Source organism: Sphaerisporangium sp. NPDC088356, from assembly GCF_040685555.1.
In the GTDB taxonomy this organism is placed as follows: Bacteria; Actinomycetota; Actinomycetes; order Streptosporangiales; family Streptosporangiaceae; genus Sphaerisporangium.
On record NZ_JBFBIK010000104.1, the window covers coordinates 1 to 25308 of the forward strand.

The 25308-nt window shown below is 72.5% G+C and carries 27 protein-coding genes; 13 read left to right on the forward strand and 14 right to left on the reverse strand.

From position 1 onward, the window contains the following. The 4 genes from AB0O34_RS28605 to AB0O34_RS28620 all read left to right on the forward strand — a co-directional run. A partial coding sequence (locus AB0O34_RS28605; protein ID WP_363920566.1) for an MSMEG_4193 family putative phosphomutase occupies positions 1-635 on the forward strand: 635 nt, incomplete at its 5' end. 9 nt (positions 636-644) lie between these two features. Then, entirely contained in the window at positions 645-1208 is a 564-nt protein-coding gene (locus AB0O34_RS28610; protein WP_363920568.1) for a DUF3090 domain-containing protein, read from the forward strand. A 29-nt stretch (positions 1209-1237) separates the two neighbouring features. Continuing rightward, the gene (locus AB0O34_RS28615) at positions 1238-1969 is read left to right on the forward strand and encodes an SCO1664 family protein (RefSeq protein WP_363920613.1); all 732 of its coding nucleotides are present in this window, start codon (positions 1238-1240) and stop codon (positions 1967-1969) included. Between the two features lie 74 nt (positions 1970-2043). Next, positions 2044-2799 carry an NRDE family protein gene (locus AB0O34_RS28620; RefSeq protein ID WP_363920570.1) on the forward strand — a complete coding sequence of 252 codons (756 nt, stop codon included), beginning with the start codon at positions 2044-2046 and terminating at the stop codon, positions 2797-2799. A gap of 6 nt (positions 2800-2805) precedes the next feature. Here AB0O34_RS28620 and AB0O34_RS28625 read toward each other — a convergent pair whose 3' ends face one another. Next, positions 2806-4434, reverse strand: coding sequence for a protein kinase (locus AB0O34_RS28625; protein ID WP_363920572.1), 1629 nt, complete (start codon positions 4432-4434; stop codon positions 2806-2808). A gap of 180 nt (positions 4435-4614) precedes the next feature. On the opposite strand from AB0O34_RS28625, the gene mshC reads away from it, so the two are divergent. Then, positions 4615-5838 (forward strand): cysteine--1-D-myo-inosityl 2-amino-2-deoxy-alpha-D-glucopyranoside ligase, encoded by a 1224-nt coding sequence (gene mshC, locus AB0O34_RS28630; RefSeq protein ID WP_363920574.1) that lies wholly within the window; start codon positions 4615-4617, stop codon positions 5836-5838. A gap of 8 nt (positions 5839-5846) precedes the next feature. Here mshC and AB0O34_RS28635 read toward each other — a convergent pair whose 3' ends face one another. The 11 genes from AB0O34_RS28635 to def all read right to left on the reverse strand — a co-directional run bounded on the left by AB0O34_RS28635 (position 5847) and on the right by def (position 12737). Then, on the reverse strand, positions 5847-6212 hold the full coding sequence (locus AB0O34_RS28635; protein WP_363920576.1) for a gas vesicle protein K: 366 nt from the start codon (positions 6210-6212) through the stop codon (positions 5847-5849). After that, positions 6193-6438, reverse strand: coding sequence for a gas vesicle protein (locus AB0O34_RS28640; RefSeq protein ID WP_363920578.1), 246 nt, complete (start codon positions 6436-6438; stop codon positions 6193-6195). Before AB0O34_RS28640 ends, AB0O34_RS28635 begins: the two co-directional genes overlap by 20 nt. Next, positions 6428-7297, reverse strand: coding sequence for a GvpL/GvpF family gas vesicle protein (locus AB0O34_RS28645; RefSeq protein WP_363920580.1), 870 nt, complete (start codon positions 7295-7297; stop codon positions 6428-6430). The genes AB0O34_RS28640 and AB0O34_RS28645 overlap by 11 nt, the downstream gene beginning before the upstream one ends. After that, on the reverse strand, positions 7290-7706 hold the full coding sequence (locus AB0O34_RS28650) for a gas vesicle protein (RefSeq protein ID WP_363920615.1): 417 nt from the start codon (positions 7704-7706) through the stop codon (positions 7290-7292). Before AB0O34_RS28650 ends, AB0O34_RS28645 begins: the two co-directional genes overlap by 8 nt. Positions 7707-7734: 28 nt before the next feature. Then, the gene (gene gvpO, locus AB0O34_RS28655; RefSeq protein ID WP_363920582.1) at positions 7735-8202 is read right to left on the reverse strand and encodes a gas vesicle protein GvpO; all 468 of its coding nucleotides are present in this window, start codon (positions 8200-8202) and stop codon (positions 7735-7737) included. Positions 8203-8242: 40 nt separating this feature from the next. Next, positions 8243-8464, reverse strand: coding sequence for a gas vesicle protein GvpG (locus AB0O34_RS28660; protein ID WP_363920584.1), 222 nt, complete (start codon positions 8462-8464; stop codon positions 8243-8245). Between the two features lie 12 nt (positions 8465-8476). Further along, on the reverse strand, positions 8477-9469 hold the full coding sequence (locus AB0O34_RS28665) for a GvpL/GvpF family gas vesicle protein (protein ID WP_363920586.1): 993 nt from the start codon (positions 9467-9469) through the stop codon (positions 8477-8479). Position 9470: 1 nt separating this feature from the next. Then, positions 9471-9875 (reverse strand): gas vesicle protein GvpJ, encoded by a 405-nt coding sequence (gene gvpJ / locus AB0O34_RS28670; protein WP_363920588.1) that lies wholly within the window; start codon positions 9873-9875, stop codon positions 9471-9473. Positions 9876-9920: 45 nt separating this feature from the next. Next, positions 9921-11339: an SRPBCC family protein gene (locus AB0O34_RS28675; RefSeq protein WP_363920590.1), complete on the reverse strand. Its 1419-nt coding sequence runs from the start codon at positions 11337-11339 to the stop codon at positions 9921-9923. Between the two features lie 5 nt (positions 11340-11344). Continuing rightward, positions 11345-12082 carry a hypothetical protein gene (locus AB0O34_RS28680; RefSeq protein ID WP_363920592.1) on the reverse strand — a complete coding sequence of 246 codons (738 nt, stop codon included), beginning with the start codon at positions 12080-12082 and terminating at the stop codon, positions 11345-11347. A gap of 175 nt (positions 12083-12257) precedes the next feature. Next, complete coding sequence (gene def, locus AB0O34_RS28685; protein WP_363920593.1) at positions 12258-12737, reverse strand: peptide deformylase; 480 nt, start codon at positions 12735-12737, stop codon at positions 12258-12260. A gap of 228 nt (positions 12738-12965) precedes the next feature. Between def and AB0O34_RS28690 the strand changes: the two genes are divergently transcribed. From AB0O34_RS28690 to AB0O34_RS28720, 7 genes are all read left to right on the forward strand, one after another. Further along, positions 12966-14330, forward strand: coding sequence for an MFS transporter (locus AB0O34_RS28690; protein ID WP_363920595.1), 1365 nt, complete (start codon positions 12966-12968; stop codon positions 14328-14330). 171 nt (positions 14331-14501) lie between these two features. Continuing rightward, a complete protein-coding gene (locus AB0O34_RS28695; RefSeq protein WP_363920617.1) occupies positions 14502-16625 on the forward strand; it encodes a molybdopterin-dependent oxidoreductase in 2124 nt (707 codons plus the stop codon). After that, a complete protein-coding gene (locus AB0O34_RS28700) occupies positions 16622-18019 on the forward strand; it encodes an FAD-dependent oxidoreductase (RefSeq protein ID WP_363920597.1) in 1398 nt (465 codons plus the stop codon). The genes AB0O34_RS28695 and AB0O34_RS28700 overlap by 4 nt, the downstream gene beginning before the upstream one ends. Next, positions 18016-20457, forward strand: a complete 2442-nt coding sequence (gene nirB / locus AB0O34_RS28705; RefSeq protein ID WP_363920599.1) for a nitrite reductase large subunit NirB — start codon at positions 18016-18018, stop codon at positions 20455-20457. The genes AB0O34_RS28700 and nirB overlap by 4 nt, the downstream gene beginning before the upstream one ends. Then, on the forward strand, positions 20454-20816 hold the full coding sequence (nirD, locus tag AB0O34_RS28710; RefSeq protein WP_363920601.1) for a nitrite reductase small subunit NirD: 363 nt from the start codon (positions 20454-20456) through the stop codon (positions 20814-20816). Before nirB ends, nirD begins: the two co-directional genes overlap by 4 nt. Next, on the forward strand, positions 20813-21982 hold the full coding sequence (locus AB0O34_RS28715; protein ID WP_363920603.1) for a uroporphyrinogen-III synthase: 1170 nt from the start codon (positions 20813-20815) through the stop codon (positions 21980-21982). Before nirD ends, AB0O34_RS28715 begins: the two co-directional genes overlap by 4 nt. A gap of 40 nt (positions 21983-22022) precedes the next feature. After that, on the forward strand, positions 22023-22898 hold the full coding sequence (locus tag AB0O34_RS28720; protein WP_363920605.1) for a CbiX/SirB N-terminal domain-containing protein: 876 nt from the start codon (positions 22023-22025) through the stop codon (positions 22896-22898). Here AB0O34_RS28720 and AB0O34_RS28725 read toward each other — a convergent pair. Both AB0O34_RS28725 and AB0O34_RS28730 read right to left on the reverse strand, forming a co-directional pair. Further along, complete coding sequence (locus AB0O34_RS28725) at positions 22790-23362, reverse strand: hypothetical protein (RefSeq protein WP_363920607.1); 573 nt, start codon at positions 23360-23362, stop codon at positions 22790-22792. The two genes, AB0O34_RS28720 and AB0O34_RS28725, sit on opposite strands and share 109 nt — an antisense overlap. A 349-nt stretch (positions 23363-23711) precedes the next feature. Continuing rightward, entirely contained in the window at positions 23712-24566 is an 855-nt protein-coding gene (locus AB0O34_RS28730) for a PAC2 family protein (protein WP_363920609.1), read from the reverse strand. 231 nt (positions 24567-24797) lie between these two features. Here AB0O34_RS28730 and AB0O34_RS28735 point away from each other — a divergent pair. Continuing rightward, positions 24798-25308, forward strand: a 511-nt coding sequence (locus AB0O34_RS28735; protein WP_363920611.1) for a homocysteine S-methyltransferase family protein, incomplete at its 3' end; no start/stop codon positions are given.

Below are 25308 nucleotides of genomic sequence, written 5' to 3' on the forward strand. Positions count from 1 at the left end.
CGCAGGGGCAGCGCAGCCTTCGGTCGCCGAAGGGGACGTGCCCGTACTCGCCCCCTCTGCGCCTCGACGCGATCGTGTCCAGCCCTCTCGAACGGTGCCAGGAGACCGCCCGCGCGGTGCTCCAGGGGCGCGAAGGCCTCAAGGTCGAGAGCGACGACCGGTTCGGCGAGTGCGGATACGGCGACTGGACCGGGCGCCCGCTGAAGGAGCTCGCCGAGGAGCCGCTGTGGCGGGTGGTGCAGCAGCACCCGAGCGCGGTGGTCTTCCCCGGCGGCGAGTCGCTGGCGGGCGTGCAGCGCCGCGCGGTCGCGGCCGTACGGCACTGGAACGCCAAGCTCGGTGACGACGCGGTCTACCTGGTGTGCAGCCACGGAGACGTGATCAAGGCGATCGTGGCGGACGCGATGGGCGTCCACCTCGACCAGTTCCAGCGCATCACGGCCGATCCCGCGTCCCTCACGGCGATCCGGTACACCGCCCTGCGGCCGTTCGTCCTCAGGGTCAACGACGTAGGCGGCGGGGTGGAAAATCTCATACCCCCCGCGCCCCTGCCTGAGGGTTCGGATCAGCAAGACGGGGGAGAAAATTTCACCGAGAGCGACGCCGCTGTCGGCGGCGGAGCCGGGACCACGTAAGGTCGGGCTATGCCGGTCTTCGACTACGATCCGCCAGACAGGTTCGTGGCCGGTGCCGTTGGGCAACCGGGATCACGCACCTTCTTTCTGCAGGCCCGTGCTCAGGGGCGGATAACGACGGTGGGCCTGGAGAAGTTCCAGGTCGCGGTTCTGGCCGATCGGCTCGACGAGCTGCTCGACGAGGTGCTGCGCCGCAGCGGAGGCACCGCCCCGGTGCCCGCCATGGCCCCGGTGGAGCTCGCCGACAAGGCACCCCTCGACCTCCCGATCGACGAGGATTTCCGGGTGGGCACCATGGCCCTCGCCTGGGATCCCGACACCTCGCAGGTGGTCATCGAGGCGCAAGAGGTCTCCGGGGACGACGAGGAGGAGGAGCCCGTCATCGACGACGACCGGCCCGGCTCCGCCGTCCTGCGGGTGCACATCAGCGCCGCCGCCGCCCGCGCGTTCACCCAGCGGGCACTGGAGATCGTCGCCGCGGGACGGCCGCCGTGCCCCCTGTGCGGGCAGCCGCTCGACGCGGAGGGACACATCTGCGTCCGCCTCAACGGCCACCGGGGGGACAGTACGTGAGTGCAGAGAGCGACCCCCGGCTCAGCAGCATCCCCGGCACGTCCGGGCTCGACGACGTCACCGCCCTGCGCCTGCTGCGCGAGGGCACCATCGAGGTCGCCGGCCGTCTGGTCGAGGCGACCAACATGACGCTCTACTGCTCCATCCGCCTCGACGGCGTGGTGGCCGAGTGCGTCTACAAGCCGGTCAGGGGCGAGCGGCCCCTGTGGGACTTCCCGGACGGCACCCTCGCCGCGCGGGAGGTCGCCGCCTTCGAGGTGTCGGCGGCCACCGGCTGGCGCATCGTGCCGCCGAGCGTCTACCGCGACGGCCCGTTCGGCCCCGGCATGTGCCAGCTGTGGATCGACACCGACCCCGAGGCCGACCTCATGGCCTTGATCCGCAGCCGCGACCCCGTGCTGCGCCGCATGTCCATCTTCGACGCCGTGGTCAACAACGCCGACCGCAAGGGCGGCCACCTGCTGCCGCTGCCCGACGGGCACATCTACGGCGTCGACCACGGGGTCTGCTTCGCCGCCGAGGACAAGCTGCGCACCGTGCTGTGGCAGTGGCGCGGCAAGCCGCTTCCGCGCGAGGCGGTGAACGTCCTGGCCAAGCTGGAACGCGAGATCGAGCGCGGCAGGCTGGGCCGCCGGCTGCGCGAGCTGCTGACCCTCCCGGAGGTGGAGGCCACGTGGGAACGGGTGCGCCGGCTGCTCAGCACCGGCATCCACCCGTATCCCTCGGACGACTGGCCCGCGATCCCCTGGCCGCCGATCTGACCTTGTGACCCCGCCGTGCCGGAGGCGTACCCTGGTTGGGCTGTCCATCTCTACCGGCCTTGGAGGGAACGGGCGTGTGTACGGTGATCGTCGGTGTCGAGCCCGGTGCGGAGACGCCCGTGGTGCTCGCCGGAGTGCGTGACGAGTTCGCGGCGCGGCCCTGGGAGCCGCCCGCGGCCCATTGGCCGGAGTTCCCCGGCCTGGTGGGCGGGCGCGACCTGTCGGCGGGCGGCACCTGGCTGGCCGTCGACCCCGGCGGCCCCCGCGTGGCCGCGCTGCTGAACGGGTGCGGCAGGGAGGCCGATCCGTCCGTGCGAAGGTCCCGTGGCGATCTGCCGCTCCGGGCGGCGTCCGCCGGCGAGCTCCCCGGGGGCGACCTGTCCTGTTACGACCCGTTCCACCTGCTCGTCGCGGACCTCGGCGGCGTGCGGTTGTGGACCTGGGACGGTCAGGGGCTGACCGACGACAAGCTCCCGGCCGGCGCGCACGTCATCGTCAACAGCGGGTGGGACCGGGACGCCGCCGGCGCCCGCGCCGCGTTCTTCCGGCCGGCCTTCGCCGCCGCCGGGCGTCCCTGCGCCCGTGACACCGGCGACGGTTCGCGGGGGGCATGGGCGGCGTGGCGGGGGCTCGCCTCAGGCGGGGGACTTCACCTCACCGATCCGAGGGCGCTGGTGGTCCGCGAGGAGCTGGCGGACGGGCGCGTGTGGGGCACGTCCTCGGTCACGCTGGTCGCCCTGGGCACAGGCGCTCTGCGCTACGAGTTCTGCCCGCGCCCCGCCGACCCCGGCTCCTGGTACGAGGTCATGCGCCTGCCGGCCGCCGCGTGAGCGAGGTCAGCACAGCACCCCGCCCCAGATGATCGTCACGGTCTTGTCGCCTCCGTTGGAGGTGAACCGGACCTTGGACGTGCTGCAGTAAGGCGTGCCGTACGCGGTGATGACGGCCGAACCCCCCGCGTCGATCTGCCCCTTGGTCGAGCTGAGCACGCCGCCCTCGGTGATCGAGGCGCGCCACCGCACGGCCGCGCCCGGCGCCTTGAGCCTGATGTTCACGTAGAAGATGTAGTCCGACTGGACTCTCACCGTGACGGGCGTCACCGCCAGCACCGGCCTGGCCACCCGGGTGGTCGTGGCCTTCCAGCTCGGCGCGAGATCCTTCGCCGCCTTCGATTCGCTCGCCGACGGGGAGGGGACCGGGGTCGGCTCGATGGTCGGCGGGACCGCCGGTTCCGTGGTGGGCGGACGCCCGACGCCCAGCGTGGGCGCGAGGGCCACACCCGGCACCTCCCTGTCCGCGGGGCCGCCGGGCGCGGCGAAGAGGGCCACCGCGACAGCGGCCACCAGGGTGAGCGCGGCCACGACCAGGGCGCGGTTGCGCCGCCCACGGCGCCTGCGGCGGGTGAGCGCCTGCCTGTCCGGCGCCATGGCGGCTTCCACCAGGAACTCATCGGGCCGCGACGGTGGAGGCGGGGGCGCCGGGAGCTCTCGTGGTGCCGGGTCGCGGCGCGCGACCTCCCCGGGCCTCGGCCACATCGGCCGCGAGCTCAGCGGGATGGGCCCCTCATACGAGCGGGGAGCGGCGGGCGGCGGGTACGTTCGCCCCGGCGCCGGCGGGACGGCGGGAAGACGCGGCAGCGGGGACAGGGAAGCGGACCAGGAACCAGGCCGTTCGAGGCGGGCGAGCAACTCCCGCGCGGAGGGCCGCCGGGCCGGGGTCTTGTCCAGGCAGGCCTCGACGGCGCCGAGCAGCGACCCGGCCAGCGAGGACAGGTCGGGCACGCCGTTCAGGATGCGGTTGATCACCGCGGGGACCGAGTCCTGGCCGAACGGGGCGCGCCCGGTGGCCGCGTAGACCATCGTGCCCGCCCACGCGAACATGTCGCTCTCGGGGCCGGGGACCGTCCCCGCCAGGTGCTCGGGCGCGGTGAACGGCGAGGTGCCCACGAGCAGGCCGGTCGCGGCCGGACCGTCCAGAGCGCGCCCGACGCCGAAGTCGATCACCCGTGGCCCGTCGGGACCGAGCAGCACGCATCCGGGCCGGAAGTCGCCGTGTGCCGTGCCCGCCTCGTGGATGGCGGCCAGAGCCGCCAGCGTGGCGGTCGCCAGCCCGTCCAGCTCGCTCTCGGGGCGGGGACCCTGCTTCTCCACGACCTCCCACAGGGACGGGCCCTCGATGTACTGGCCGGCGTAGTACAGGCGGTGGTCGTGGATGCCGTAGGCGAGGACGCGGGAGACGCGGGGGTCGGTGACGCGCTGGGCCTGCCGGAGCTCGATGCCGAACGCGCGCCGCACCCGCTCGTCGTCGGAGAACCGCCGGTGCAGCAGCTTCACCGCGACCCGCTCGCCCGACCCGCTCTCGGCGGCGTAGACGACCCCCTGGCCGCCCTCACCGATCCGTCCCGTCACCCGGTAGGAGGCGATCTTCGTTGGATCGGTGGGCCCCAGGGGCCTGAAAGCCGGCAAATGCGCTCTCCCTTGGCATGTGATGCTCAGCGCCGGACCCCGTACCACGGCGGCAAGATTCTGCCACGTTGGAACGTACCTAAGTACCTTTTTGTGTCATTGGCCACCATGGACTCTCTCGCCTCAAAACGGACACCCCGGTGTGATCGCACCACCCCGCCACCTGGATAGGCTCAGGGCATGCGATCGTGGTCCGCTCCGAACATCTCCCCCCTGCCCGGCGCCGGCCTTCCTCTCCGGCTGTACGACACCTCGGCAAGGGGGATCAGGGAGACATCCCCGGCTCCTGAGGCACGGATGTACGTCTGCGGCATCACGCCGTACGACGCGACCCATCTCGGCCACGCCAACACCTACCTTGCGTTCGACCTGGTGAACCGGGTGTGGCGGGACGCCGGTCACAGGGTCCACTTCACGCAGAACGCGACGGACGTCGACGACCCGCTCCTGGAGCGCGCGGAGCAGACGGGCATCGACTGGCGCGACCTCGCCGAGCGGGAGATCGAGCTCTTCCGCACCGACATGGAAGCGCTGCGCGTCCTTCCCCCCGACGAGTACGTGGGCGTCACCGAGGTCGTCGCCCAGGTCGCCGAGCTGATCGGGCGGCTGAAGGACAAGGGCGCCACCTACGAGATCGGCCGCGACGTCTACTTCTCGGTCGCCGCGGCCCCGAAGTTCGGCGCCGTCTCGGGCTACTCCGAGGAGCAGATGCTCGAACTGTTCGCCGAGCGCGGCGGCGACCCCGCGCGTGAGGGCAAGCGCCACCCGCTCGACTGGCTGCTGTGGCGCGCCGAGCGGCCCGGCGAGCCGTCCTGGCCGTCGGACTTCGGCCCTGGACGGCCCGGCTGGCACGTCGAGTGCACCGCGATCGCGCTGAGCTGCCTCGGCAGCGGGTTCGACGTGTCGGGCGGCGGCTCCGACCTGATCTTCCCCCACCACGAGATGGGCGCCAGCGAGGGGCATGTCGCCACGGGGGAGTGGCCCTTCGCCAAGGCGTACGTGCACGCGGGCATGGTCGCGCTCGACGGCGAGAAGATGTCGAAGTCCCGGGGCAACCTGGTGTTCGTCTCCCGGCTCCGCGCCGAGCACGACCCCATGGCGATCCGGCTGGCCCTGCTCGCCCACCACTACCGCGCCGACTGGGAGTGGACCGCCGGCCAGATCGGCTCCGCGTCGGAGCGGCTCGCGCGCTGGCGCTCCGCCGCCGGCCTGCCGGCCGGCCCGGACGCGCTCCCCGTCCTCCAGCAGGTCAGGGAGCGCATGGCCGACGACCTGGACACGCCCGGGGCGCTCGCGGCCGTCGACGCCTGGGCCGCCCGCGCGGCCGGCGGCGAGGGCACCGACCCCGGCGCGCCCGCCCTGGTACGCGCCATCGCCGACACCCTCCTCGGAGTCGCGCTCTAAGGGGCCGCTCAGTCGGTCGGAAGCAGGGTGCCCAGGGGGCCAAGGTCGAGGTTCAGGTCCGAAGGGGACAGGCCGAAGCGCTCGCACAGCTCGGCCATGGCCTCTTCCAGGCGCATCAGCGTCAGGCCGAGCGTCTCGATCTGCTCCTCCGACAGGTCGCCCTGGTCCATCCGGTGCACGCACTGGCGCTCCACGAGCTGCCGGACGAGCTCGACCAGGGTGAGGACCAGCCGGGTCAGGTCGCGCTCGACCGTCTCGGGGTCGGTGTCGAGGTGCCAGCTACCCGAGCGCGGGTCGGAGCCTTCGGGGACCCTGCGCACCCGGCCGCGCGCGGGCTCGCGCGGCCCGGAGGGGTCAGAGCGGGGACTGCTCATGCCGCACCCCCGTTTCGAGCGGTTCGGACGCCCGGACCGACATGACCAGGGCTCGCAGGGAGATGCGCACGAGGTCGATGTCGGCGATGGACAGGACCAGGTCGCCGGTGATCACGACGCCTCCCGCCAGCAGCCGGTCGAGCAGGTCCACCAGGGCGACGCGCTCGGTGGGCAGCCGTCCCTCGGCCGCCAGCCGAGCGCCCCGCGGGGCTAGGTCACGCGTCATCGCGCGCCCCCGCTTCCGACTCCCGCGACTCCGCTTCCGGTACGCCCGGCCGTGGTTCGCCGCCGCCCGGCTCGGCCTCCGCGCCGCCGGGCTCCAACTGGGTGAAGGAGTACGGCGCCCAGGGGCCGGTGAGCTCGATCTCCACCCCCGGCCCGCGAAGCCCGTCCAGGGTGGCGGCGAACTCCTCGCTCAGATCCTCGTCGACGAGATAGGCCCCGTTCAGCAGCATCCAGTCGTCGCGGCCGGACAGCTGCGGATCCTGGGGCCGGTGGCGCCTGCTCGCGACCGCGACGGCCGCCAGGGCGGCGTGGATGTCCTCCGCGCGTCGCGCCGCGTCGCGCCAGGCGTCGTCGCGGCTGCGCAGGCTCTCCTTACGGCGCCTGAGGTAGTCGGTCCCCGGCTTCACCGGCGCCGCCCTCTGTTGGCCGGGCTCGGAGGGCGGCTCGGCGGCCCGTTCCGCGTACGCCTTCACGCCCCACTCCAGCCGTCCGGCCACCTGCGCCAGCACCGCCGCGAAGTCGTCGCGCCTGCGGTCCAGCATGTCGCGGACCTGGTCCTCGCCGCTGTACACGGTCACCAGCCGCACCGGGGCGGTCGGGGCCACCTCGGCCACGGCCTCCACGACGCGGTTGTGCGCGCGGGCGGTCTCGCCGACCCAGTCGAGATCCTCCAGCGAGCGGCGCAGCGGCCCCTCCCCGAACTCCTCCAGCGGCACGGTCCCCACGTACGCGACGAGGCCCGCGTGCGCCACCGTGTGGACGGGGGCTCCCGCCACGCCCGTCAGGCCCTCCAGGGCGGCCGGATCCACGCGGTCCTCCTCGCGGGTGACCGCGTACAGGTACGTCCCCGTGTCAGCCACCGCGGTCCTTCCGGCCGGCGGTCCGGTACGCCCCGTCGCGCTCGTAGGCCTCGGTCCCGCGCGGCCGCTCGATCGGGCGCGGCTCGGCTTCCTCAGCCTCCACGGCTTCCTCGCCCTCCACGGCGGCGAGCCGGCGCCGCAGCGTCCGGTTCTCCTCCACCAGGTCGCGGTCCTTCGAGCTGAGCCACGGGTCGTGCTCCCACCAGTCGATGCCGAGCTCCCGAGCGGTGTCCACCGAGGCGATCAGCAGCCGCAGCTTGATCGTGAGCAGCTCGATGTCCAGCAGGTTCACCCGGATGTCGCCCACGATCACGACGCCCCGGTCGAGCACCCGCTCAAGGATGTCGCCGAGGTTGCCGCCGGAGTCGCGTGCCACGGGCGCCCGCGAGCCGTACGGCTGGGGCGTCACGCGCGCGGAGCGCGTCGGGTCGGACACCTCAGCACACCCCGCCCGTGTCACCCTTGGCGCGCTTGAAGCTCCGGACCCTCCGGTACGACACAAGGTCGCCCTCGGAGTCCAGATCGACCGCGTAGATCCCCAAGGTGTCGCCCGAGGAGGGGACGCGGTGGTCCTCCACGACCTCCACCTCGACGGTCCACCCGTCGCCCGCCGGCTGCACCAGCGTGACCCCCTCGACGTCCTTGCCGGTCAGTTCGGTGATGTAGCGCAGCCCCGCGCGCCCGGCGGTGGCCGCCGTCAGGCGCCGCGACGGCCTCACCCGCTCCGCGCGGCGTCCCGGCGGCGTGGCAGGCTCGTCCTCCTCCGCCGGGGCGTCCTCGTCCAGGGCGTCGTCCACGGCGTCGTCGTACTCGTAGGAGTCGCCGGGAGCGTATCCGCCGGCGACGCGCTCACCGCGCCTACCACGTTCGACGGGCTCACCATGCAACCTGCGACTCGCGGGCACGACATCACTTCCTTTCGCCGCTTCCGGGGAGGCCGCGCCGCTAGGACATCATCCGCTGGAGGATGTCCTCCATGGCGCGGGCCTCCTCCTCCTCGGAGATCAGGCCGGCGGCCCTGGCCTCCTCCACCTCCTCCAGCTGTCGGCGCACGGACGCCGGGTCGTGCAGCTGGTGGTCGACCTGCTCCTCTATCAGCTCGCCGAGCTTGATCAGCAGCTGGACCGGCGCGAGCGGCCAGCTGACGAGCATGCCGAACAAACCCATGTCTCAGGACCTCTATCTCTGTGTCGTGACGAAGTCGTACGGGGCCTGCGGGCCGAGCAGGCGCAGGGTGACGCGGTCCGCCCACCTGCGGCCGAACTCGTTCAGGGCCTCCTCGAAGTCGTCCTGCCTGCCGGTCTCCACCAGGACGGCCAGATGCGCGGCGTCCACCTCGTGGGTCGGCTCGCGGATGACGACCGCCACGGCGTGGGGCGCCAAGCCCTCGGCGAGGGTCTGGGTGTCGGCGGCCCGCTTCGCCTCGATCGCCTCGTTGATGACCTCCCCGAGCCGGATCCGGGCGTCCCAGGTCGCCTCCTCGGGCAGGTCGCGGATCTCCTCGCGCAGCCGTCTGGCCTCCGGCTGCTCCTGGAGCACCTCCCTGAGCACCGTGCCCTCCTCGTAGCGCGCCTTGACGACGTACTGGGCGCGGTCTTCGAGGTCTTCGAGCGCGGAGCGGAACTCGTCGTGATGGGGTGCCAGCAGTTCTCTGACCACCGCCTCCGGGCTCTCCATGACCGCGCCGAAGCGCAGCGGGAGCACCGGCACCTCGGCGGCGACGTCGTCCAGCAGGCTCTGGTGCGCCACGAGGTCCTGGGGCATGCCGAGGGGACGGTTCAGGCGCAGGTCGCTGATCAGCGCCGCGATGTCCTCGTGCCGCACCAGCCTGATCTCGCCCGGCGGGTCCCCGACCCCCCGGGCCTCAGGGGTCAACTCGACGTCTCCCGGCAGGATCCCGTAGATGTACGACGCGGTCGCCTGCTCGCCCGGGACCCCGGCGGCGCCGGAGTCCTCCCCCCTCTGGCCCGGCCGCCGCTCGGCCTTGGGAGTGGTGCCGGACTCCTGGGCGTCCTTCGCGCCGGCGGCCTCACGCGTCTTGTCGGGGATCCGCGTGCCGGCGGCGGTGCGCGTGCCGCCCCCGGGCTTGGGCGCCTGCGAGCCCTGGGGTACGTCCTGCCGGGTGTCCTGGCCGGATCCGGGTGCCGGGGCACTCGGGGTTGAGCGGGCCATATCAGTCCTCCTCCCGCCTGCGCCTGCGACGCGGCGCCGGCTCTTCGGCGGGCTCGATGAACTCGCGGAGCTTGTCGCCCGCGGCCTCCAGCGCGCCCTGTGCGATGCCCTTGGTCTTCGACTTGGCGACGCCCTGCGTCATGTCCTGCATCAGCTCGGGAAGCCCTTTCTGGCCCTCCGCGAGGTCCAGCCGGTTCACCGCCTGGGCGAACCGCAGGTAGGTGTCCACGCTGGCGACGACGACACGCGCGTTGATGGTCAGCAGTTCGATGCCCACGAGGGCGACGCTGACGTAGACGTCGATGACGAGGCCCTTGTCGAGAATCGTGTCGATGACGTCGGCCAGTCCGCCGCCCGAAGACGACCGCCCGGCCGCTCCGCCCCCTGAGGGCTGCACGATGGTCATACGCTGCGCTCCTTGGTGTCGGTGTCTACGGGGTGGCGGGCCGTCTCACCGGCCCTGGGGTCCGGGCTCGGGGCGTGGACGCCGGCGAGCGGGCTCCTCGCCTTCGGCGGTCTCCGGCCTGCGCCGCCTCGCCGGTGGCTCGCCGGGCTCGCCGCTCTCGGGTCTGCGCCTGCGGGCCGGTGGCTCGCCGGGCTCGTCGCTCTCGGGTCTGCGCCTGCGGGCCGGTGGCTCGCCGGGCTCCCCGCTCTCGGGTCTGCGCCTCCGGACCGGTGGTTCCCCCGGCTCTCCGCTCTCGGGCCCGCGCCTGCGGGCGGGAGCCTCCGAGGGCTCGGGCCCGCGCCGTCGTGCCCGTGGTTCCTCTTCCGCGGCGGGGACGGCGCCCCGGGGCCTGTCCGGGCGTTCACCCCGCCTGCTCCAGAGACGGCGGCGCCGTTCACGAGCCTCCTCGCCGCCCTCTTCCCCGGGCTCGGCGGCCGCCTCCTCGCCTTCGGGGGCCTCCCCCTCCTCGGTTTCGGCCTCTTCGGCCTCTTCGGCCTCTTCGCCCTCCTCGGGCTCCTCCTCGCCCTCCTCGGGCGCTTCGCCCTCTTCGTACTCGCCCTCTTCGTACTCGCCTTCCTCGGGCTCGGCCTCGCCGCGTTCCTCCCGCTCGCGCTCTTCCTCTTCCTCGCGCATGGCGGTCTCGTGGTCCTTGACGACCTCGCCATCGTGGATGACGCCGCGCCAGCCCTGGATCTCCTCGGGGTGGGGCAGCACCTGCGTCATGATGTGGCGCCGGATGTGCTTGAACTCAAGGCGCGCGCGGCGTCCCTGTGCCCGCCACAGGTTGCCGATGTGCTCTACCAGGCCCTTGGGGTGGTACTCGAGGACCATCAGGACCCGCGTCATGTCGTCGGTGACCGCGTGGAAGGTCACCGACCCGTCGACATAGCCCTTCGCGGCCTTCGACCGCCAGATGATCTCCTCGTCCGGGACCTGCTCCATGATCGTGGACTCCCACTGGCGGCGGGGGATGAAGATCTTCACCTGCCAGGTGAGCTTCTCGTCGCTCTCTTGGACGACCTTCTCGATCTTCTTGGTGAAGGTCGGCCAGTCCTCGAACTGCGTCCACACGTCGTACACCAGGCGGCGGGGCGCTCCGAAGTCCAGTGACTCGACGATGTTGGTGAGCTTGAGCTTCTTCTTGCCCGCCGCCCCGCCGAACCCGAGCTTCTGCTTCAGGCCGCCCCAAGCCATCTTGGCCAGGCCCTTGACCCGGCCCATCTTGCCTTCGGAGCCGGCCAGCTGGCCGAGCGTCTGGAGCCCGCCGCCCTCGGCGATGCCGGTGAGCTGCTTGGTGGTCTGCTCGACCTTGCGCTTCACCGCGGCGAGGGCCAGCTTGCCGGCGATGCCGGCGATGCCCCGTAGCTGGTGCTTGACCGGGCTCAGCAGCCCCCCGGCCGCTCCGCCCTTGTCCTTGTCCGCCATGGACGTCACCCCCGGTTCCGGCGAATGGGACGGGAACGCGGCGGCGGCTGGTCACGCACCACGCGGCCGCGCGGCCCGGGCTCCTCGTCTTCGTCCTCTTCCTCTTCCTCGTCGTCCAGGGGCTCCCTTACTCCACGTCCGGCCGGTCTGCCGCGGCCTTCGGTTCCCGAGGGCCCGCGCCGCGGGGGTGCTTCCTCTTCGTACTCCTCGTCTTCGTCCTCGTACTCGTCGTACTCGTCCTCGTACGGCTCTTCCTCTTCTTCTTCCTCGGCGGGCGGGCGCACGCGGGAACGGGCGGCGCGCACTCCACCGGCCGCCCTGTCGCGAAGGCCCCTGACCCCGCCTCTGGCCGTCTTCGTGGCACCCTCGGCCGCGCCGGTCGCGGCGGTCGTGGCGCCGGTCGCGACGTCCTCCAGGCCCGCGGCGACGTCGGCCGCGTGCTGCAGGGCCTCGGCGCGCTCCTGGAGCTTGGTGCTCAGCGAGCCCACCTGCCTGCTCGCCGTGGCCTTGGCCGCGGCCTTCCCGGCTTCGAACAGCTCGCCGCGGACACTGCTGATGATCTTTTCCAGCTCCGGGGAGGAGCTGACCAGCTTGAGTCCCTGTTCCAGCAGGTTTCCCCGGGCCCCGCCCAACCGGCCCGTGGCCCCCGCCACGCCCAGCGCGACCGCCAGCTTGAACCGGCGGTGACGGCCGAGGAAGTATCCGAGGGCGACGGCCAGGGCTACCTTCAGTCCGCCTGTCACAATTGCCTCCTTCTCCGGCCTGCCGAATCGATCGTTGCCCTACCCGCCCACATGAGCACAGAACGCTCGTTTTAGGAAAAAAGGGACACAGCACACAGACAATCAAGGTGTGCCGGTGTAGTCCGGCGAGGCGGGGTCGTACTGGGGCCGGCGGGAGACGGGACCGGTGGCCGATCTAGGGCATGGTCTCCAGGAACCGCTCCCGCTCCTCGGCGGGGAGGCGGTCGCTGAACAGCACGCCGTCGAGGTGGTCCACCTCGTGCTGGAGCACCCTGGCCAGCATCCCGAGCGCGCGCACGGTGACGGGCTTGCCGTGCATGTCGCGGCCACGGGCGACGACGGAGTAGGAACGCTCCAGGGGCCACCAGATGTTGGGGGCCGACAGGCACGCCTCGTCGGCGACGATGGTGCGCCCGGACGCCTCCAGGCGGGGGTTCACCAGGTGGCCCGACCTGCCGTCGACCTCGAAGACCAGGACGCGCAGCGGCACGCCGATCTGCGGAGCGGCGAGCCCGGCGCGGCCGGACCCGGCGCGGGTGGTGGCCAGGAGCGACTTGACCAGCTCCCGCAGGGAGCGGTCGAACTCCCTGACCGGGTCGGCCACGGTGCGGAGCACCGGATCGGCGAAGAGCCTGATCGGCTGGACGCTGGTCATGCCCGCTCCCGGGGGGTGACGACTCCGTTTGAAGGTTTCCCCAGGAGGAGTTCCCGGTCTGCCCGCCGGGCAATCTTTGTTAAATCCATGTTGCGGGCGTGATGCCTGTAGATCACGAGTTTCGCCGGTGCGTCAGACGTAACGCCAATACCTGACAACCGTCGTCAAGCGGTGTGATCGTTTCCGATACCTTCGGACCTCCCGATTCACAACAAAAGAGGAGGAACCGTGACGGTGGCGGAGGCTATGCGGACCGTGCCGGCGAAGGGCCGATGGATATCCGACTGGAACCCGGACGACCCGGGCTTTTGGGAGAGCCGGGGCAAGGGCGTCGCCCGCAGGAACCTGGTGTTCTCGATCCTGGCCGAGCATCTCGGCTTCACCCTGTGGACCGTTTGGAGCATCGTCGCCGTCAAGCTCGGCGCCTACCGGTTCTCCACCGACCAGCTGTTCTGGCTCGTCTCGCTGCCGAACCTGGTCGGATCGGCGCTGCGCCTGCCCTACACCTTCGCCCCGGCGAAGTTCGGCGGCAGGAACTGGACCGTGGTCAGCGCCCTGCTGCTGCTCGTGCCGGCCGTGCTGCTGGCCGTGGCGGTCGGCGACCCCGCGACGCCGTACTGGGCCTTCCTGCTCATCGCGGCCACCGCGGGTCTCGGCGGCGGCAACTTCGCCTCCAGCATGGCCAACATCACCTACTTCTACCCCGAGAAGAAGCAGGGCTGGGCGCTCGGCCTGAACGCCGCGGGCGGCAACATCGGCGTCAGCTCCGTTCAGCTGGTCATGCCGCTGGTGATCACCGGGTTCGGGCTGGCGGCCGCCGGGCTGTTCTGGGTGCCGTTCATCGTGGTCGCCGCCGTCTGCGCGTTCTTCTTCATGGACAACCTCACCTCCGCCAGGGCGAGCGCAAGGGAACAGCTGAAGATCGCCGGCAGGGCGCAGACCTGGATCATGTCGCTGCTCTACATCGGCACGTTCGGCTCGTTCATCGGCTACACCACCGCCTTCCCGCTGCTCATCAAGAGCCAGTTCCCCGGGCACGCCTCGGCCGTCACCTGGGCCTTCCTCGGGGCCCTGGTGGGTTCGCTGATCAGGCCCGCGGGCGGGCGGCTGTCCGACCGGCTGGGCGGGGCGCGGGTCACGCTGTGGAACTTCGCCGCGATGGTGGTGGCGATCGCGCTGGTCGCCTTCGGGCTGGGCGCCAACAGCTTCGCCCTGTTCTTCTGCGCCTACCTGCTGCTGGTGGCGCTGACGGGGGTGGGCAACGGCTCGACGTACCGGATGATCCCCGCCATCTTCAAGGCCAAGGCGGTCGAGGGCGTCCCTGCCGGGGACGAGACGGCGCTCGCCGCCGCCGTCGCGGCCGGCAGGCGAGACAGCTCGGCGGCCATCGGGATCATCTCGGCCGTGGGCGCCTTCGGCGGGTTCTTCATCAACCGGGGCTTTGGCACCTCGATCGCGGCGACGGGCGGCGCGGGCGCCGCGCTGGTCGCGTTCGCCTGCTTCTACGCCGCCTGCGCCGCGCTGACGTGGTTCTGCTACCTGCGCACGGTGGGCGCCCGCCTCGCGCCCAGCCTCGCCGCCGCCCGCGTCTGAGCGTGACTCCTCACGGGGCGGTCGCGGCGATGTGCGCACAGGCGATCCACCCCGGATGTGAACACGGTTGGCGGCTTGTAGCACAGAGGTAACAGGAGGGACCCAACGGTGAAACGGCCTGAAAGCACCATCGAATCCATGCTGATCTCACTTTCCCCGCCGGCGCCTGTGATGTCGCCGGTCCACAGGGGAGAGGCGACGCACTGCCCGTACTGCGCGCTGCAGTGCGGCATGAACGTCAGCGGGGGGACCGGCGGCACGATCGCGATCACCCCGCGGCACGACATCCCGGCGAACGCCGGAGCACTCTGCCAGAAGGGATGGACGGCAGGTGAGCTGCTGACCAGCGGCGCACGCCTCACCACGCCGCTCGCCCGCGCGAGCCGTACGAGCCCTCTTGAGCCGGTGAGCTGGGACGACGCGCTCGACCGCGTCGCCGCGGCCGTACGCGGGATCCAGGCCGAGCACGGCAGGGACGCGGTGGCGGTGTTCGGAGGCGGCGGCCTCACCAACGAGAAGGCCTACCAGCTCGGCAAGTTCGCCCGGGTGGCGCTGGGGACCAGCCATATCGACTACAACGGCCGCTTTTGCATGTCGTCCGCGGCGGCGGCCTCGAACCGCGCGTTCGGGATGGACCGGGGCCTGCCGTTCCCCATCACCGACGTCGCCGCGGCCGGCGCGGTGATGATGGTCGGCGGCAACGTCGCGGAGACCATGCCGCCGTTCCTGCGGCATCTGCGCAACACCCTCATCGTCATCGACCCGAGGGACACCCGCACGGCCAGGCAGGCCACCCTGCACCTGCGGGTGACCCCGGGCACCGACCTGGCGCTCGCCCTGGCGCTGCTGCACATCGCGATCACCGAGGGGCAGGCCGACCTGGACTACATCGCCGCCCGCACGACCGGTTTCGAGGCGGTCCGCGAGTCGGTGGCGTCGTGGTGGCCCGAGCGCGCCGAGCGGGTCACCGGTGTGCCGGTGGCCCGGATGCGCGAGGCCGTCCACCTCCTCGCGGGCGCGGGCACGGCGATGATCCTCACCGGCCGGGGCGCCGAGCAGCACGCCAAGGGCGTCGACACGGTGACCGCGTTCATCAACCTGGCCCTCGCGCTCGGCCTGCCGGGACGGCCCGGCTCCGGCTACGGCTGCGTCACCGGCCAGGGCAACGGCCAGGGCGGGCGCGAGCACGGCCAGAAGGCCGACCAGCTGCCCGGCTACCGCTCGATCGGCGATCCCGCCGCCCGCGCGCACGTCGCCGGGGTCTGGGGGATCGACCCCGGCGAGCTTCCCGGGCCCGGCCGTTCGGCGTACGAGCTGCTCGACACCCTCGGCACCGCCGAGGGGGCGCGGGCCCTGCTGGTGTTCGGCTCCAACCCGGTGGTGTCGGCCCCGCGCGCGAGCCACGTGGGCGAGCGGCTCGCCGCGCTCGACCTGCTCGTGGTCTCCGACTTCGTGCTGTCGGAGACCGCCGCGATGGCCGACGTCGTGCTTCCCACCACCCAGTGGGCCGAGGAGCACGGCACGATGACCAACCTGGAAGGCAGGGTCCTGCTGCGCCGCCAGGCCGTCGCTCCGCCCTCGGGGGTGCGGAGCGACCTGGCGATCCTCTCCGGCCTCGCCGGCAGGCTGGGTCACGACGAGGGCTTCTCCGCCGACCCGGGCGTGGTGTTCGACGAGCTGCGCCGGGCGAGCGCGGGCGGAGTCGCGGATTACTCGGGCATCACCTACGAGCGGATCGCCGCCGAGACCGGCGTCTTCTGGCCCGCTCCATCCGAGGACCACCCCGGCACGCCGCGCCCGTTCCTCGACCGGTTCCCCACGCCGGACGGGCGGGCCAGGTTCGTGCCCGTCGACCACCGGCCCGCGGCCGAGGACATCGACGGCGACTACCCGTACTACCTGACCACGGGCCGCGTCCTCGCGCACTACCAGAGCGGCGCGCAGACCCGGCGGATCCCCGCGCTGAACGAGGCGGCCCCCGAGCCGTACGTCGAGCTCCACCCCGACCTCGCCGAACGCCTGGAGGTGGCGCCCGGTGACATGGTCACGGTGTCCAGCCGCAGGGGCTCGGCCGAGGCCGTCGCCAGGGTCACCCGCGCCATCCGCCGCGACACGGTGTTCATGCCCTTCCACTGGGAGGGCGCGAACCGTCTCACCAACCCCGCCCTTGACCCGGTGTCCCGCATGCCGGAGTTCAAGGTCTGCGCCGTGCGCGTCGAGCGGCGCGCCCCCGTCCTGATGGCGGGCGAGCGGGATGGCGCGGCGGCGCGTGCCGGGCGGGGGCGGGGCGCGTGAGGCTCGTCGTCATCGGCAACGGCATGGCCGGCACCCGGTTGGCCGGTGAGGTCCGCGCCCGGGACAAGAGCGTCCAGGTCACGGTGTTCGGAGCCGAGACCCGGGGGCCGTACAACCGGGTGCTGCTGTCCAACGTGCTCGCGGGCACCGCGAGCCCCGAGCAGGTGCGCCTGCCCGCGCAGGCCGAGGGGGTGACCGCCCGCCTCGGCGTCACGGTCACTGCGATCGACCGCGAATCCCGCACGGTCCTGACCGCCGGCGGCGGGCGCGAGCCGTACGACGTGCTGGTGCTGGCGACGGGCAGCGAGCCGGTCGTGCCGCCGATCCCCGGTGCCACCCGGGCGATCGCGTTCCGCACCATGGATGACTGCGACCGCATCCTGGGCGCGGCGGCGACCGCGACCGGCGCGGTCGTGATCGGCGGCGGCCTGCTCGGGGTGGAGGCCGCGCGCGGCCTCGCCGGGCGCGGCATGCCGGTCACCCTGCTCCACCTGGCCGGGCACCTGATGGACCGCCAGCTGGACGCCGAGGCCGGGCTGGTGCTCGGCGAGGCGCTGGCCGGGCTCGGGGTGACCGTCAGGACCGGGGTCAGCGTCTCGGCGATCCACGCCCACGGCGTCGAGCTGGCCACGGGCGAGACGCGCGCGTCGGAGCTGGTGGTGCTCGCCTGCGGGGTACGGCCGCTCGCCGGCCTCGCCAGAGACGCCGACCTGGAGGTGGCCCAGGGGATCGTCGTCGACGACCGGATGCGCACCGCCGATCCGGCGATCTACGCCATCGGGGAGTGCGCCCAGCATGACGGCACGGTGTACGGCCTGGTGGCGCCCGCGTGGGAGCAGGCGGCCGTGGTGGCCGACCTGATCACCGGGGCGGATCCTACCGCGAGGTACCGCGGCTCGCGCCTGGTCACCCGCCTGAAGGCGAAAAGCGTCGAGCTGGCGGCCATGGGCGAGACGCACCTGACCGAGGACGCCTCCGGCGCGGTGGAGGTCGTCAGCTTCAGCCACAGGGCGCGAGGCATCTACCGCAAGCTCGTGATCAGAAACGACCGCCTGGTGGGCGCGATCCTGGTCGGCGAGTCGCCCACGGTCGGCACGCTCACGCAGCTCTACGACCGGGGCGGGCCGCTTCCCGGCGACCCGGCCGGGCTGCTGTTCCCCGGCCTCGACGGCGCGGCGCTCGCCGACAGCCCGGTCCGCATGCCCGACTCCGCGCGGGTGTGCGAGTGCAACAACGTGACCAAGGGGCGCATCCGCGCCTGCTGGGAGGCGGGCGCCCGCGACACGGCGGCCGTGGTGGCCGCCACCAGGGCCACGACCGGGTGCGGCACCTGCCGCAACGCGGTCGAGGGGCTCATCGGCTGGCTGCGCGAGCAAGAGGAGGTCCGCGCGTGAGGATCGTGGTCGCGGGGTACGGGCCGGCGGCCCACCGGTTCGTCGAGACGCTGGCCGACAGGGGCTTCACCGGCACGATCACCGTTTTCGGGGAGGAGCCGAGGCCCGCGTACGACCGCGTGGCGCTAACCTCCTACCTGTCCGGCCTGCCGGGCACGAGCGCGGACGACCTGACCTACCCGGCTCCCGGCGGGCCGGTGGTGGTGCGGCTGGGCGACAGGGTGGCCTCGATCGACCGCGCCCGCCGCACCGTGACCACCGAGGCCGGCCACGACGAGCCGTACGACGTGCTGGTCCTCGCCACGGGGTCGGCGCCGTTCGTGCCGCCGGTGCCCGGGGCCGGGCGGGCCTTCGTCTACCGCACCATCGAGGACCTGGACGCCATCCGCGCGGCGTCCGCGCAGGTCGGCTCCGGGGTGGTCGTCGGTGGCGGCCTGCTCGGGCTGGAGGCGGCCGACGCGCTGCGCGGGCTCGGGCTTTCCACGCACGTCGTCGAGATGGGCGGCTGGCTGATGCCCCGCCAGGTCGACGAGGGCGGCGGGGCGGTGCTCAGGGGCCACATCGAAAGGCTCGGCCTCACCGTGCACACCGGGACGGGCCTCGACCGCGTCGAGGACGACCGGGTGATCCTCGCCGACGGCACGGCCGTCGACGCGGGGGTCGTGGTCTTCTCCGCGGGCATCCGCCCGCGCGACGAGCTGGCCCGTCTGGCCGGCCTGCCCGTGGGCGAGCGGGGCGGCGTCGTCGTTGACGAAGGGATGCGCACCGCCGACCCGGCGATCTACGCCGTGGGGGAGTGTGCCCTGGCAGGCGGCATGGTCTACGGCCTGGTCGGGCCCTGCTTCACCATGGCGGAGGTGGCCGCCGACCGCGTCCTCGGCGGCTCGGCGTCGTTCACCGGCGCGGACCTGTCGTCCAAGCTCAAGCTGCTCGGCGTCGAGGTGGCCAGCTTCGGGCGGCTGTCCGGCGAGCTCGACGTGACCTACATGGACCCGGTGGCCGGCGTCTACAAGAAGCTGTTCATCAGCGACGACGCCCGCACCCTGCTCGGCGGCGTCTGCGTCGGCGACGCCTCGCCCTACAACCTGCTGCGGCCCATGGTCGGCAGGGCGCTGACCGCAGCGCCGAGCGAGCTGCTGTTCGCGGGGACGGGCTCGGTGGCGGGGGTCACGGGGGCGGACTTCCCCGACGACGCGCAGGTGTGCTCCTGCAACAACGTCACCAAGGGGGACATCGGCGCGGCCATAGCCGAGCACGGCCTGACCGACGTGGCGGGCGTCAAGAAGTGCACCAGGGCGGGCACGAGCTGCGGCAGCTGCGTTCCCTCGCTCGTCTCGATCCTGGCGGCCGAGGGCGTCGTCCCGAGCAAGGCGCTGTGCGAGCACTTCGACCACAGCAGGCCCGAGCTGTTCGAGATCGTCCGGGCGCGCGGGATCACGACGTTCTCGCGGCTCATCGGCGAGCACGGCCGGGGGCGCGGCTGCGACGTCTGCAAGCCCGTCATCGCCTCGATCCTGGCGTCGCTGAACGGCGGGCACGTCCTCGACGGCGAGCAGGCGGCGCTGCAGGACACCAACGACCACTTCCTCGCCAACATCCAGAAGAACGGCACATACTCGGTGGTGCCCCGCATCCCGGGCGGCGAGATCACCCCGGAGAAGCTCATCGTGATCGGGGAGGTCGCCCGCGACTTCGGCCTCTACACCAAGATCACCGGTGGGCAGCGGATCGACCTGTTCGGTGCCCGGGTGGAGCAGCTTCCCGAGATCTGGAAGCGGCTGGTCGGCGCCGGCTTCGAGTCCGGGCACGCCTACGGCAAGGCGCTGCGCACGGTGAAGTCCTGCGTGGGGTCCACGTGGTGCCGGTACGGGGTGCAGGACGCGGTCGGCATGGCCATCGCGCTCGAACTGCGCTACCGGGGGCTGCGCTCCCCGCACAAGCTCAAGGCGGCCGTCTCCGGGTGCGCCCGCGAGTGCGCCGAGGCGCGCGGCAAGGACTTCGGGATCATCGCCACCGACAACGGCTGGAACCTTTACGTCGGGGGCAACGGCGGCTTCAAGCCCCGCCACGCCGACCTGCTGGCGAGCGACTTGACCGACGAACAGCTGGTCCGCACGATCGACCGCTTCCTGATGTTCTACATCCGCACGGCCGACCGCCTCCAGCGCACGGCCGCCTGGGTCCAGGGCATCGGCCTCGACCACCTCCGCGACGTGATCGTGAACGACTCGCTGGGGATCGCCGCCGACCTGGACGCGGGCATGGAGCGCCACGTCGCCGGCTACTTCGACGAGTGGCGCGCCACCGTCGAGGACCCCGACAAGCTGCGCCGGTTCGTCAGCTTCGTCAACGCCCCCGGCACCCCCGACCCCTCGATCGCCTTCGAGACCGAACGCGACCAGATCAAGCCCGTGCTCGTGGAGGTGACACGCCGATGACCACCGTCCAGAAGGCTCCGGTGACCCGGACCGGCGAGAGGTGGGAAGCGATCTGCGCCTACGCGGACCTGATCCCCGAGCGCGGCGCCGCCGCGCTGGTCAGGGGACGCCAGATCGCGCTGTTCCGGGCCTACGACGGGCGCCTGTTCGCCGTCGGCAACCGCGACCCCTACAGCGGGGCGTACGTGATGTCGCGCGGCATCATCGGCACCAGGGGCGACGAGCCCGTGGTGGCGACGCCCATGCACAAGCAGGTCTTCTCCCTGGTCACCGGCGTCTGCCTGGACGAGCCGGCCATTGCAGTACCGACATATCCGACCCGTGTCACCAACGGCACCGTGGAGGTGAGCGTGGAATGACAGCCGCGCTTCTGGACAATCCCCTGACCACCCTCGAGACGGCGCCCGACGCGCTTGCCGGGTTCACCATCGGGGTGACCGCGACCCGCCGCAGGGAGGAGTTCGCGGCCCTACTGGAACGGCGGGGCGCCCGGGTCGTACGGGCTCCCGCGATCCGCCTGGTGCCCCTCGCCGAGGACGCCGACCTGCTCGCGGCCACCCGCGAGTCCCTGGAAGGGCCGGTCCACGACGTGGTGGTCACCACCGGCGTGGGATTTCGGGGGTGGATGGCCGCGGCCGAGGGCTGGGGGCTCTCCGCCGACCTGGCAGACCACCTGGCGGCGGCGCGGCTGCTGCCCCGGGGACCGAAGGCCCGCGGGGCGGTGCGCGCCGCCGGGCTGAACGACCACTGGACCCCGCTGACGGAGTCCTGCGAGGAGATCAAGCAGTACCTCCTCGGCCAGGACCTGAGGGGGCGGCGCATCGTGGTGCAGTTGCACGGCGAGCCGCTGACCGCGTTCGTCGCCCAGCTCCGGGCGGCGGGCGCCACGGTGATCGAGGTGCCGGTCTACCGCTGGCTGCCCTACCGCGACGCCTCCCCGCTGCGCCGCCTGATCACCCAGGCGATCTCGGGGTCGGTGGACGCCGTGGCGTTCACCAGCGCCCCGGCCGTGCTGGCGATGCTCAACGCCGCCAGGGCCGAGAGTCTGGAGGACTCGCTCGTCGCGGCCTTCAGCGGCCCGGTGGTGGCCGCCTGCGTCGGCCCGGTGACGGCGGCACCGTTACTGGCCAAGGGCGTGCCGGTGATCCAGCCGGAGCGCTCGCGCCTCGGCGCGCTGGCCCGCACCCTGGCCCGCCACCTGCCCGAGCACAGCGTCACGCGGGTGACCGCGGGCGCCCACCAGCTGGAGATCCGCGGGCACGCGGTCGCCGTCGACGGCGACCTCAAGCCGCTGCCGCCCGCGCCGATGGCCGTGCTCAAGCGCCTCGCCGAGCGTCCCGGCCACGTCGTGCCCCGCTCCGACCTGCGCGTGGTGCTGCCGGGCGGCCCCTCCAGGGACTCGGCCGAGCACGCGGTCGAGATGGCGGTCACCCGGCTCCGCCGCGCCCTCGGCCCGTCGGGCATCGTCGAGACCGTCGTCAAGCGCGGCTACCGGCTGGCCTGCGACCGGATGGACGCCCGGTGAGGCTCACGGCCGGCAGAGGCCGCGACCGGAAGGACGACGGGTGAGGACGAACCGGGAGGCCCCCCAGAGGGGCGGTTCCCGAGGCAAGCCCCCGGCGGCAGGGGCCGCCGGGACGCTGGTGCTGGTCGCCCACGGCACGCGGAGCGCGGCGGGTGAAGCCACGCTCTCCGCCCTCGCCGACCGGGTGCGCAGGGCGCGGCCCGGCCACCGGGTCGAGCTCGCCTACCTGGAGATCAGCTCGCCCCTGCTGGCCGACGTCCTGGTGAGCGTGCCTGGGCCGGTGGTCGTGGTCCCGCTGCTGCTCGCGGGGGGCTACCACGTGCACATCGACCTGCCGGCCGTTGTGACCAAGGCCAGGCCGGACGCCGTCGTGGCGGGCCGGCTGGGCCCGCACCCGCTGATCACCTCCGTGCTGGTACGCCGGCTGGCGTCGGCCGGCCTGCGGTCCACCGACGCGGTGATCCTCGCCGCGGCCGGCTCCTCCGACCCCGCCGCCCTCGCCGACGTGCGCTCCGCCGCCCGGCTGCTGTCGGTACGGCTGGCGCGCCCGGTCACCGCGGCGTTCGCCTCGGCGGGCAGCCCGACGGTCGCGGCGGCCCTGGAGAGGCTGCGTTCGGGCCCCGCGCCACGGGTGGCGCTCGCCTCCTACCTGCTGGCCCCTGGGTTCTTCCATGGACGGCTGGAGTCGAGCGGGGCCGACGTGGTGAGCCGCCCGCTCGGTGCGGAGGACGACCTGGCCACCCTGGCGTGGCACAGGTTCGACGAGGCCGCCGCCGCGACCGGCAGGGGAGGCCCGGGGCCGGCGGCTCAGGAGAGCGCGGGCGCCCGTGGGGTGACGGTCTCCAGCCGCAGTTCTCGTACGATCTCCACCGCGCCGTCGTCCCGCGAGAGGCCGGAGCCGATGAACATCTCGTAGTAGGCGTGCCGGAAGCACCCGGCGAGCAGCAGTCGCGCGCTGGCCTCGGGGGTGACGTCCGGCGACACCCGCCCGAGACCGCGCTCGGCGGCGAGGTACTCGGCGAGGGGGGCGATCTCGGAGGCCGGGCCGAGATCGGTCTCGCGCAGGGCCTCGCGGAACCGCACGGTGATCGAGGGGGAGAGGAACGCGGGCATCGCCGCGGCCTGCACCTCGGCGTAGTAGGCGATGCCGGCACGCGCGACGGGCAGGAGGTTGTCGTTCACCCGTCCCTTGCCGGTCATGTGCATCAGGGTCTCCAGGGTGCGGAGCCAGACAGGCAGCCGGTCTTGCAGAAGGGCGAGGAACATGTCCACGGCCTGGGCCGGAGTCGCGCCCCGCAGCTGAGGGTACGCGGCGCCGTCCACCGGGTGGGCGGCGCCGATGGCGGGGTGGCCGGCCCCGTCCGCGCCCTCCTGTTTCATGAAAACGGCCATTTCGAGAACGCGTCGCCGCGTCTCCTGTGCTCTCTTGTGCGGATCGGGATATTGAGTCGCCATGGGGGTCCCAAGGTGCGCAGTCACATGTGTAGGTTCAGCACGCGGGTGGCGTCGTTCACGATGTTTGCGGAGTCGTGTTTCTCTCCGTTATCGAATCGTTGCCGCGCGTGAGGCTGCCGCCCAGGTGCAATGGTGCGGAACGGCGCAGCGGCCAATTATTACTCGAAATCTCGGACCGGCGTGGGCAATAACGGGAAGTATGCGAATTGCGCCTTTTAGCGGTCTTCGTCGTTAGTATGCCCACCCGCGCGCCTCGCGGGGACGCGTGTCCGTGTCAGCCCTCGGTGTCGTTGTCGCGCCGCCGCAGGTAGCGCTCGAACTCGGCCGCGATCGCGTCGCCGCTGGCCTCCGGCAGCTCGGCGGCGTCCTTGCGCTCCTCGAGCTCGCGCACGTACTCGGCGACCTCGGAGTCCTGGGCGGCCAGCTCGTCGACCCCGTGCTCCCACGCCTGCGCCTCGTCGGGCAGCTCGCCGAGCGGCATGGGAATGTCCAGCAGGTCCTCCATGCGGCGCAGGAGGGCCAGAGTGGCCTTGGGATTGGGCGGCTGGGCGACGTAATGAGGCACCGACGCCCACAGCGAGACCGTCTTGGTGCCCGCCACGCCGAGGGAGTGCTGGAGCACCCCGACGATGCCGGTGGGGCCCTCGTAGCGGGTCAGCTCCAGGTTGAGGGAGCGGGCGAGACCCGGATCGCTCACCGAGCCCACGATCGGCACCGGCCGGGTGTGGGGGGAGTCGTTGAGCAGGGCGCCGAGCAGCACCGCGGTCTCGACGCCCAGCTCCAGGCTGATACTGACGAGCTCGGCGCAGAAGGTGCGCCAGCGCATGTTGGGCTCGATGCCGCGCAGCAGCACCACGTCGCGCTTGCTGCCCGGCGGGCGCGCCACGAGCAGGCGGGTGGTGGGCCACACGATGGAGCGCGTGAGGCCGTCGCCCATCTCGACGACCGGGCGGGTGACCTGGAAGTCGTAGTAGTCCTCAGGGTCGAGCTCGACGAGCGGGGTGGCCTTCCACTCCGCCTCCAGGTGCGCGAGAGCGCCGCTCGACGCCTCCCCCGCGTCGTTCCAGCCCTCGAACGCGGCGATCAGCACCGGGTCGACGAGCTCGGGAAGTCCTTCGAGCTCGATCACGCGCCGCCTCCTCCTCGCCTGGCCGAGGCCGCCCACGTGCCTGAGACGTCCTCTCGGCCGCCGGCGGCGGCCTTGTGCCTGTCTAAGCCTATTCGTTGAGGGGCGTTCAGTGTCACGGAGAGGCGACAGCCGGACGTTAGAGCCCCGCTGGAGCCCCTGCCGCGCGGTGGAAGGCCCGTGCGATTCCGGCGGTCGGACGGTCACATCGCGCCTCCCGCTAGGCTTGACTTCATGAACAGCAGAGCGTCCTTCAGACAGACCCTGGCCGATCGGGTGATCGTCGCGGACGGGGCCATGGGGACCATGCTGCAGGCCTACGACATCACGCTCGATGACGTGCTGGGTCACGAGGGCTGCCCCGAGGTGCTCAACGTCACGCGTCCCGACATCGTCCAGGCCGTGCACGACGCCTACTTCGAGGTGGGCGTCGACTGCGTGGAGACCAACACCTTCGGCGCCAACTTCGCGGCCCTCGGCGAGTACGGCATCCCCGAGAAGATCTACGAGTTCTCCGAGGCGGGCGCCCGGCTGGCACGCGAGCGGGCCGACCACTGGTCGACCGCCGAGCAGCCCCGGTTCGTCCTCGGCTCGATGGGCCCGGGCACCAAGCTCCCCACCCTCGGTCACCTTCCGTACGCCACCCTGCGCGACGCCTACCGCGACAACGCGGCGGGCCTGATCGCCGGTGGCGCCGACGCGCTGATCATCGAGACCTGCCAGGACCTGTTGCAGGTCAAGGCGG

What these genes read in the sequence shown, in the direction of transcription:
- AB0O34_RS28610 (WP_363920568.1), top strand. Translation starts at nt 645, where the DNA reads ATGCCGGTCTTCGACTACGATCCGCCAGACAGGTTCGTGGCCGGTGCC.
- mshC (WP_363920574.1), top strand. Translation starts at nt 4,615, where the DNA reads ATGCGATCGTGGTCCGCTCCGAACATCTCCCCCCTGCCCGGCGCCGGC.
- AB0O34_RS28635 (WP_363920576.1), bottom strand. Translation starts at nt 6,212, where the DNA reads ATGAGCAGTCCCCGCTCTGACCCCTCCGGGCCGCGCGAGCCCGCGCGC.
- AB0O34_RS28640 (WP_363920578.1), bottom strand. Translation starts at nt 6,438, where the DNA reads ATGACGCGTGACCTAGCCCCGCGGGGCGCTCGGCTGGCGGCCGAGGGA.
- AB0O34_RS28660 (WP_363920584.1), bottom strand. Translation starts at nt 8,464, where the DNA reads ATGGGTTTGTTCGGCATGCTCGTCAGCTGGCCGCTCGCGCCGGTCCAG.
- AB0O34_RS28665 (WP_363920586.1), bottom strand. Translation starts at nt 9,469, where the DNA reads ATGGCCCGCTCAACCCCGAGTGCCCCGGCACCCGGATCCGGCCAGGAC.
- gvpJ (WP_363920588.1), bottom strand. Translation starts at nt 9,875, where the DNA reads ATGACCATCGTGCAGCCCTCAGGGGGCGGAGCGGCCGGGCGGTCGTCT.
- AB0O34_RS28675 (WP_363920590.1), bottom strand. Translation starts at nt 11,339, where the DNA reads ATGGCGGACAAGGACAAGGGCGGAGCGGCCGGGGGGCTGCTGAGCCCG.
- def (WP_363920593.1), bottom strand. Translation starts at nt 12,737, where the DNA reads ATGACCAGCGTCCAGCCGATCAGGCTCTTCGCCGATCCGGTGCTCCGC.
- AB0O34_RS28695 (WP_363920617.1), top strand. Translation starts at nt 14,502, where the DNA reads ATGTCGCCGGTCCACAGGGGAGAGGCGACGCACTGCCCGTACTGCGCG.
- nirD (WP_363920601.1), top strand. Translation starts at nt 20,454, where the DNA reads ATGACCACCGTCCAGAAGGCTCCGGTGACCCGGACCGGCGAGAGGTGG.
- AB0O34_RS28715 (WP_363920603.1), top strand. Translation starts at nt 20,813, where the DNA reads ATGACAGCCGCGCTTCTGGACAATCCCCTGACCACCCTCGAGACGGCG.
- AB0O34_RS28725 (WP_363920607.1), bottom strand. Translation starts at nt 23,362, where the DNA reads ATGAAACAGGAGGGCGCGGACGGGGCCGGCCACCCCGCCATCGGCGCC.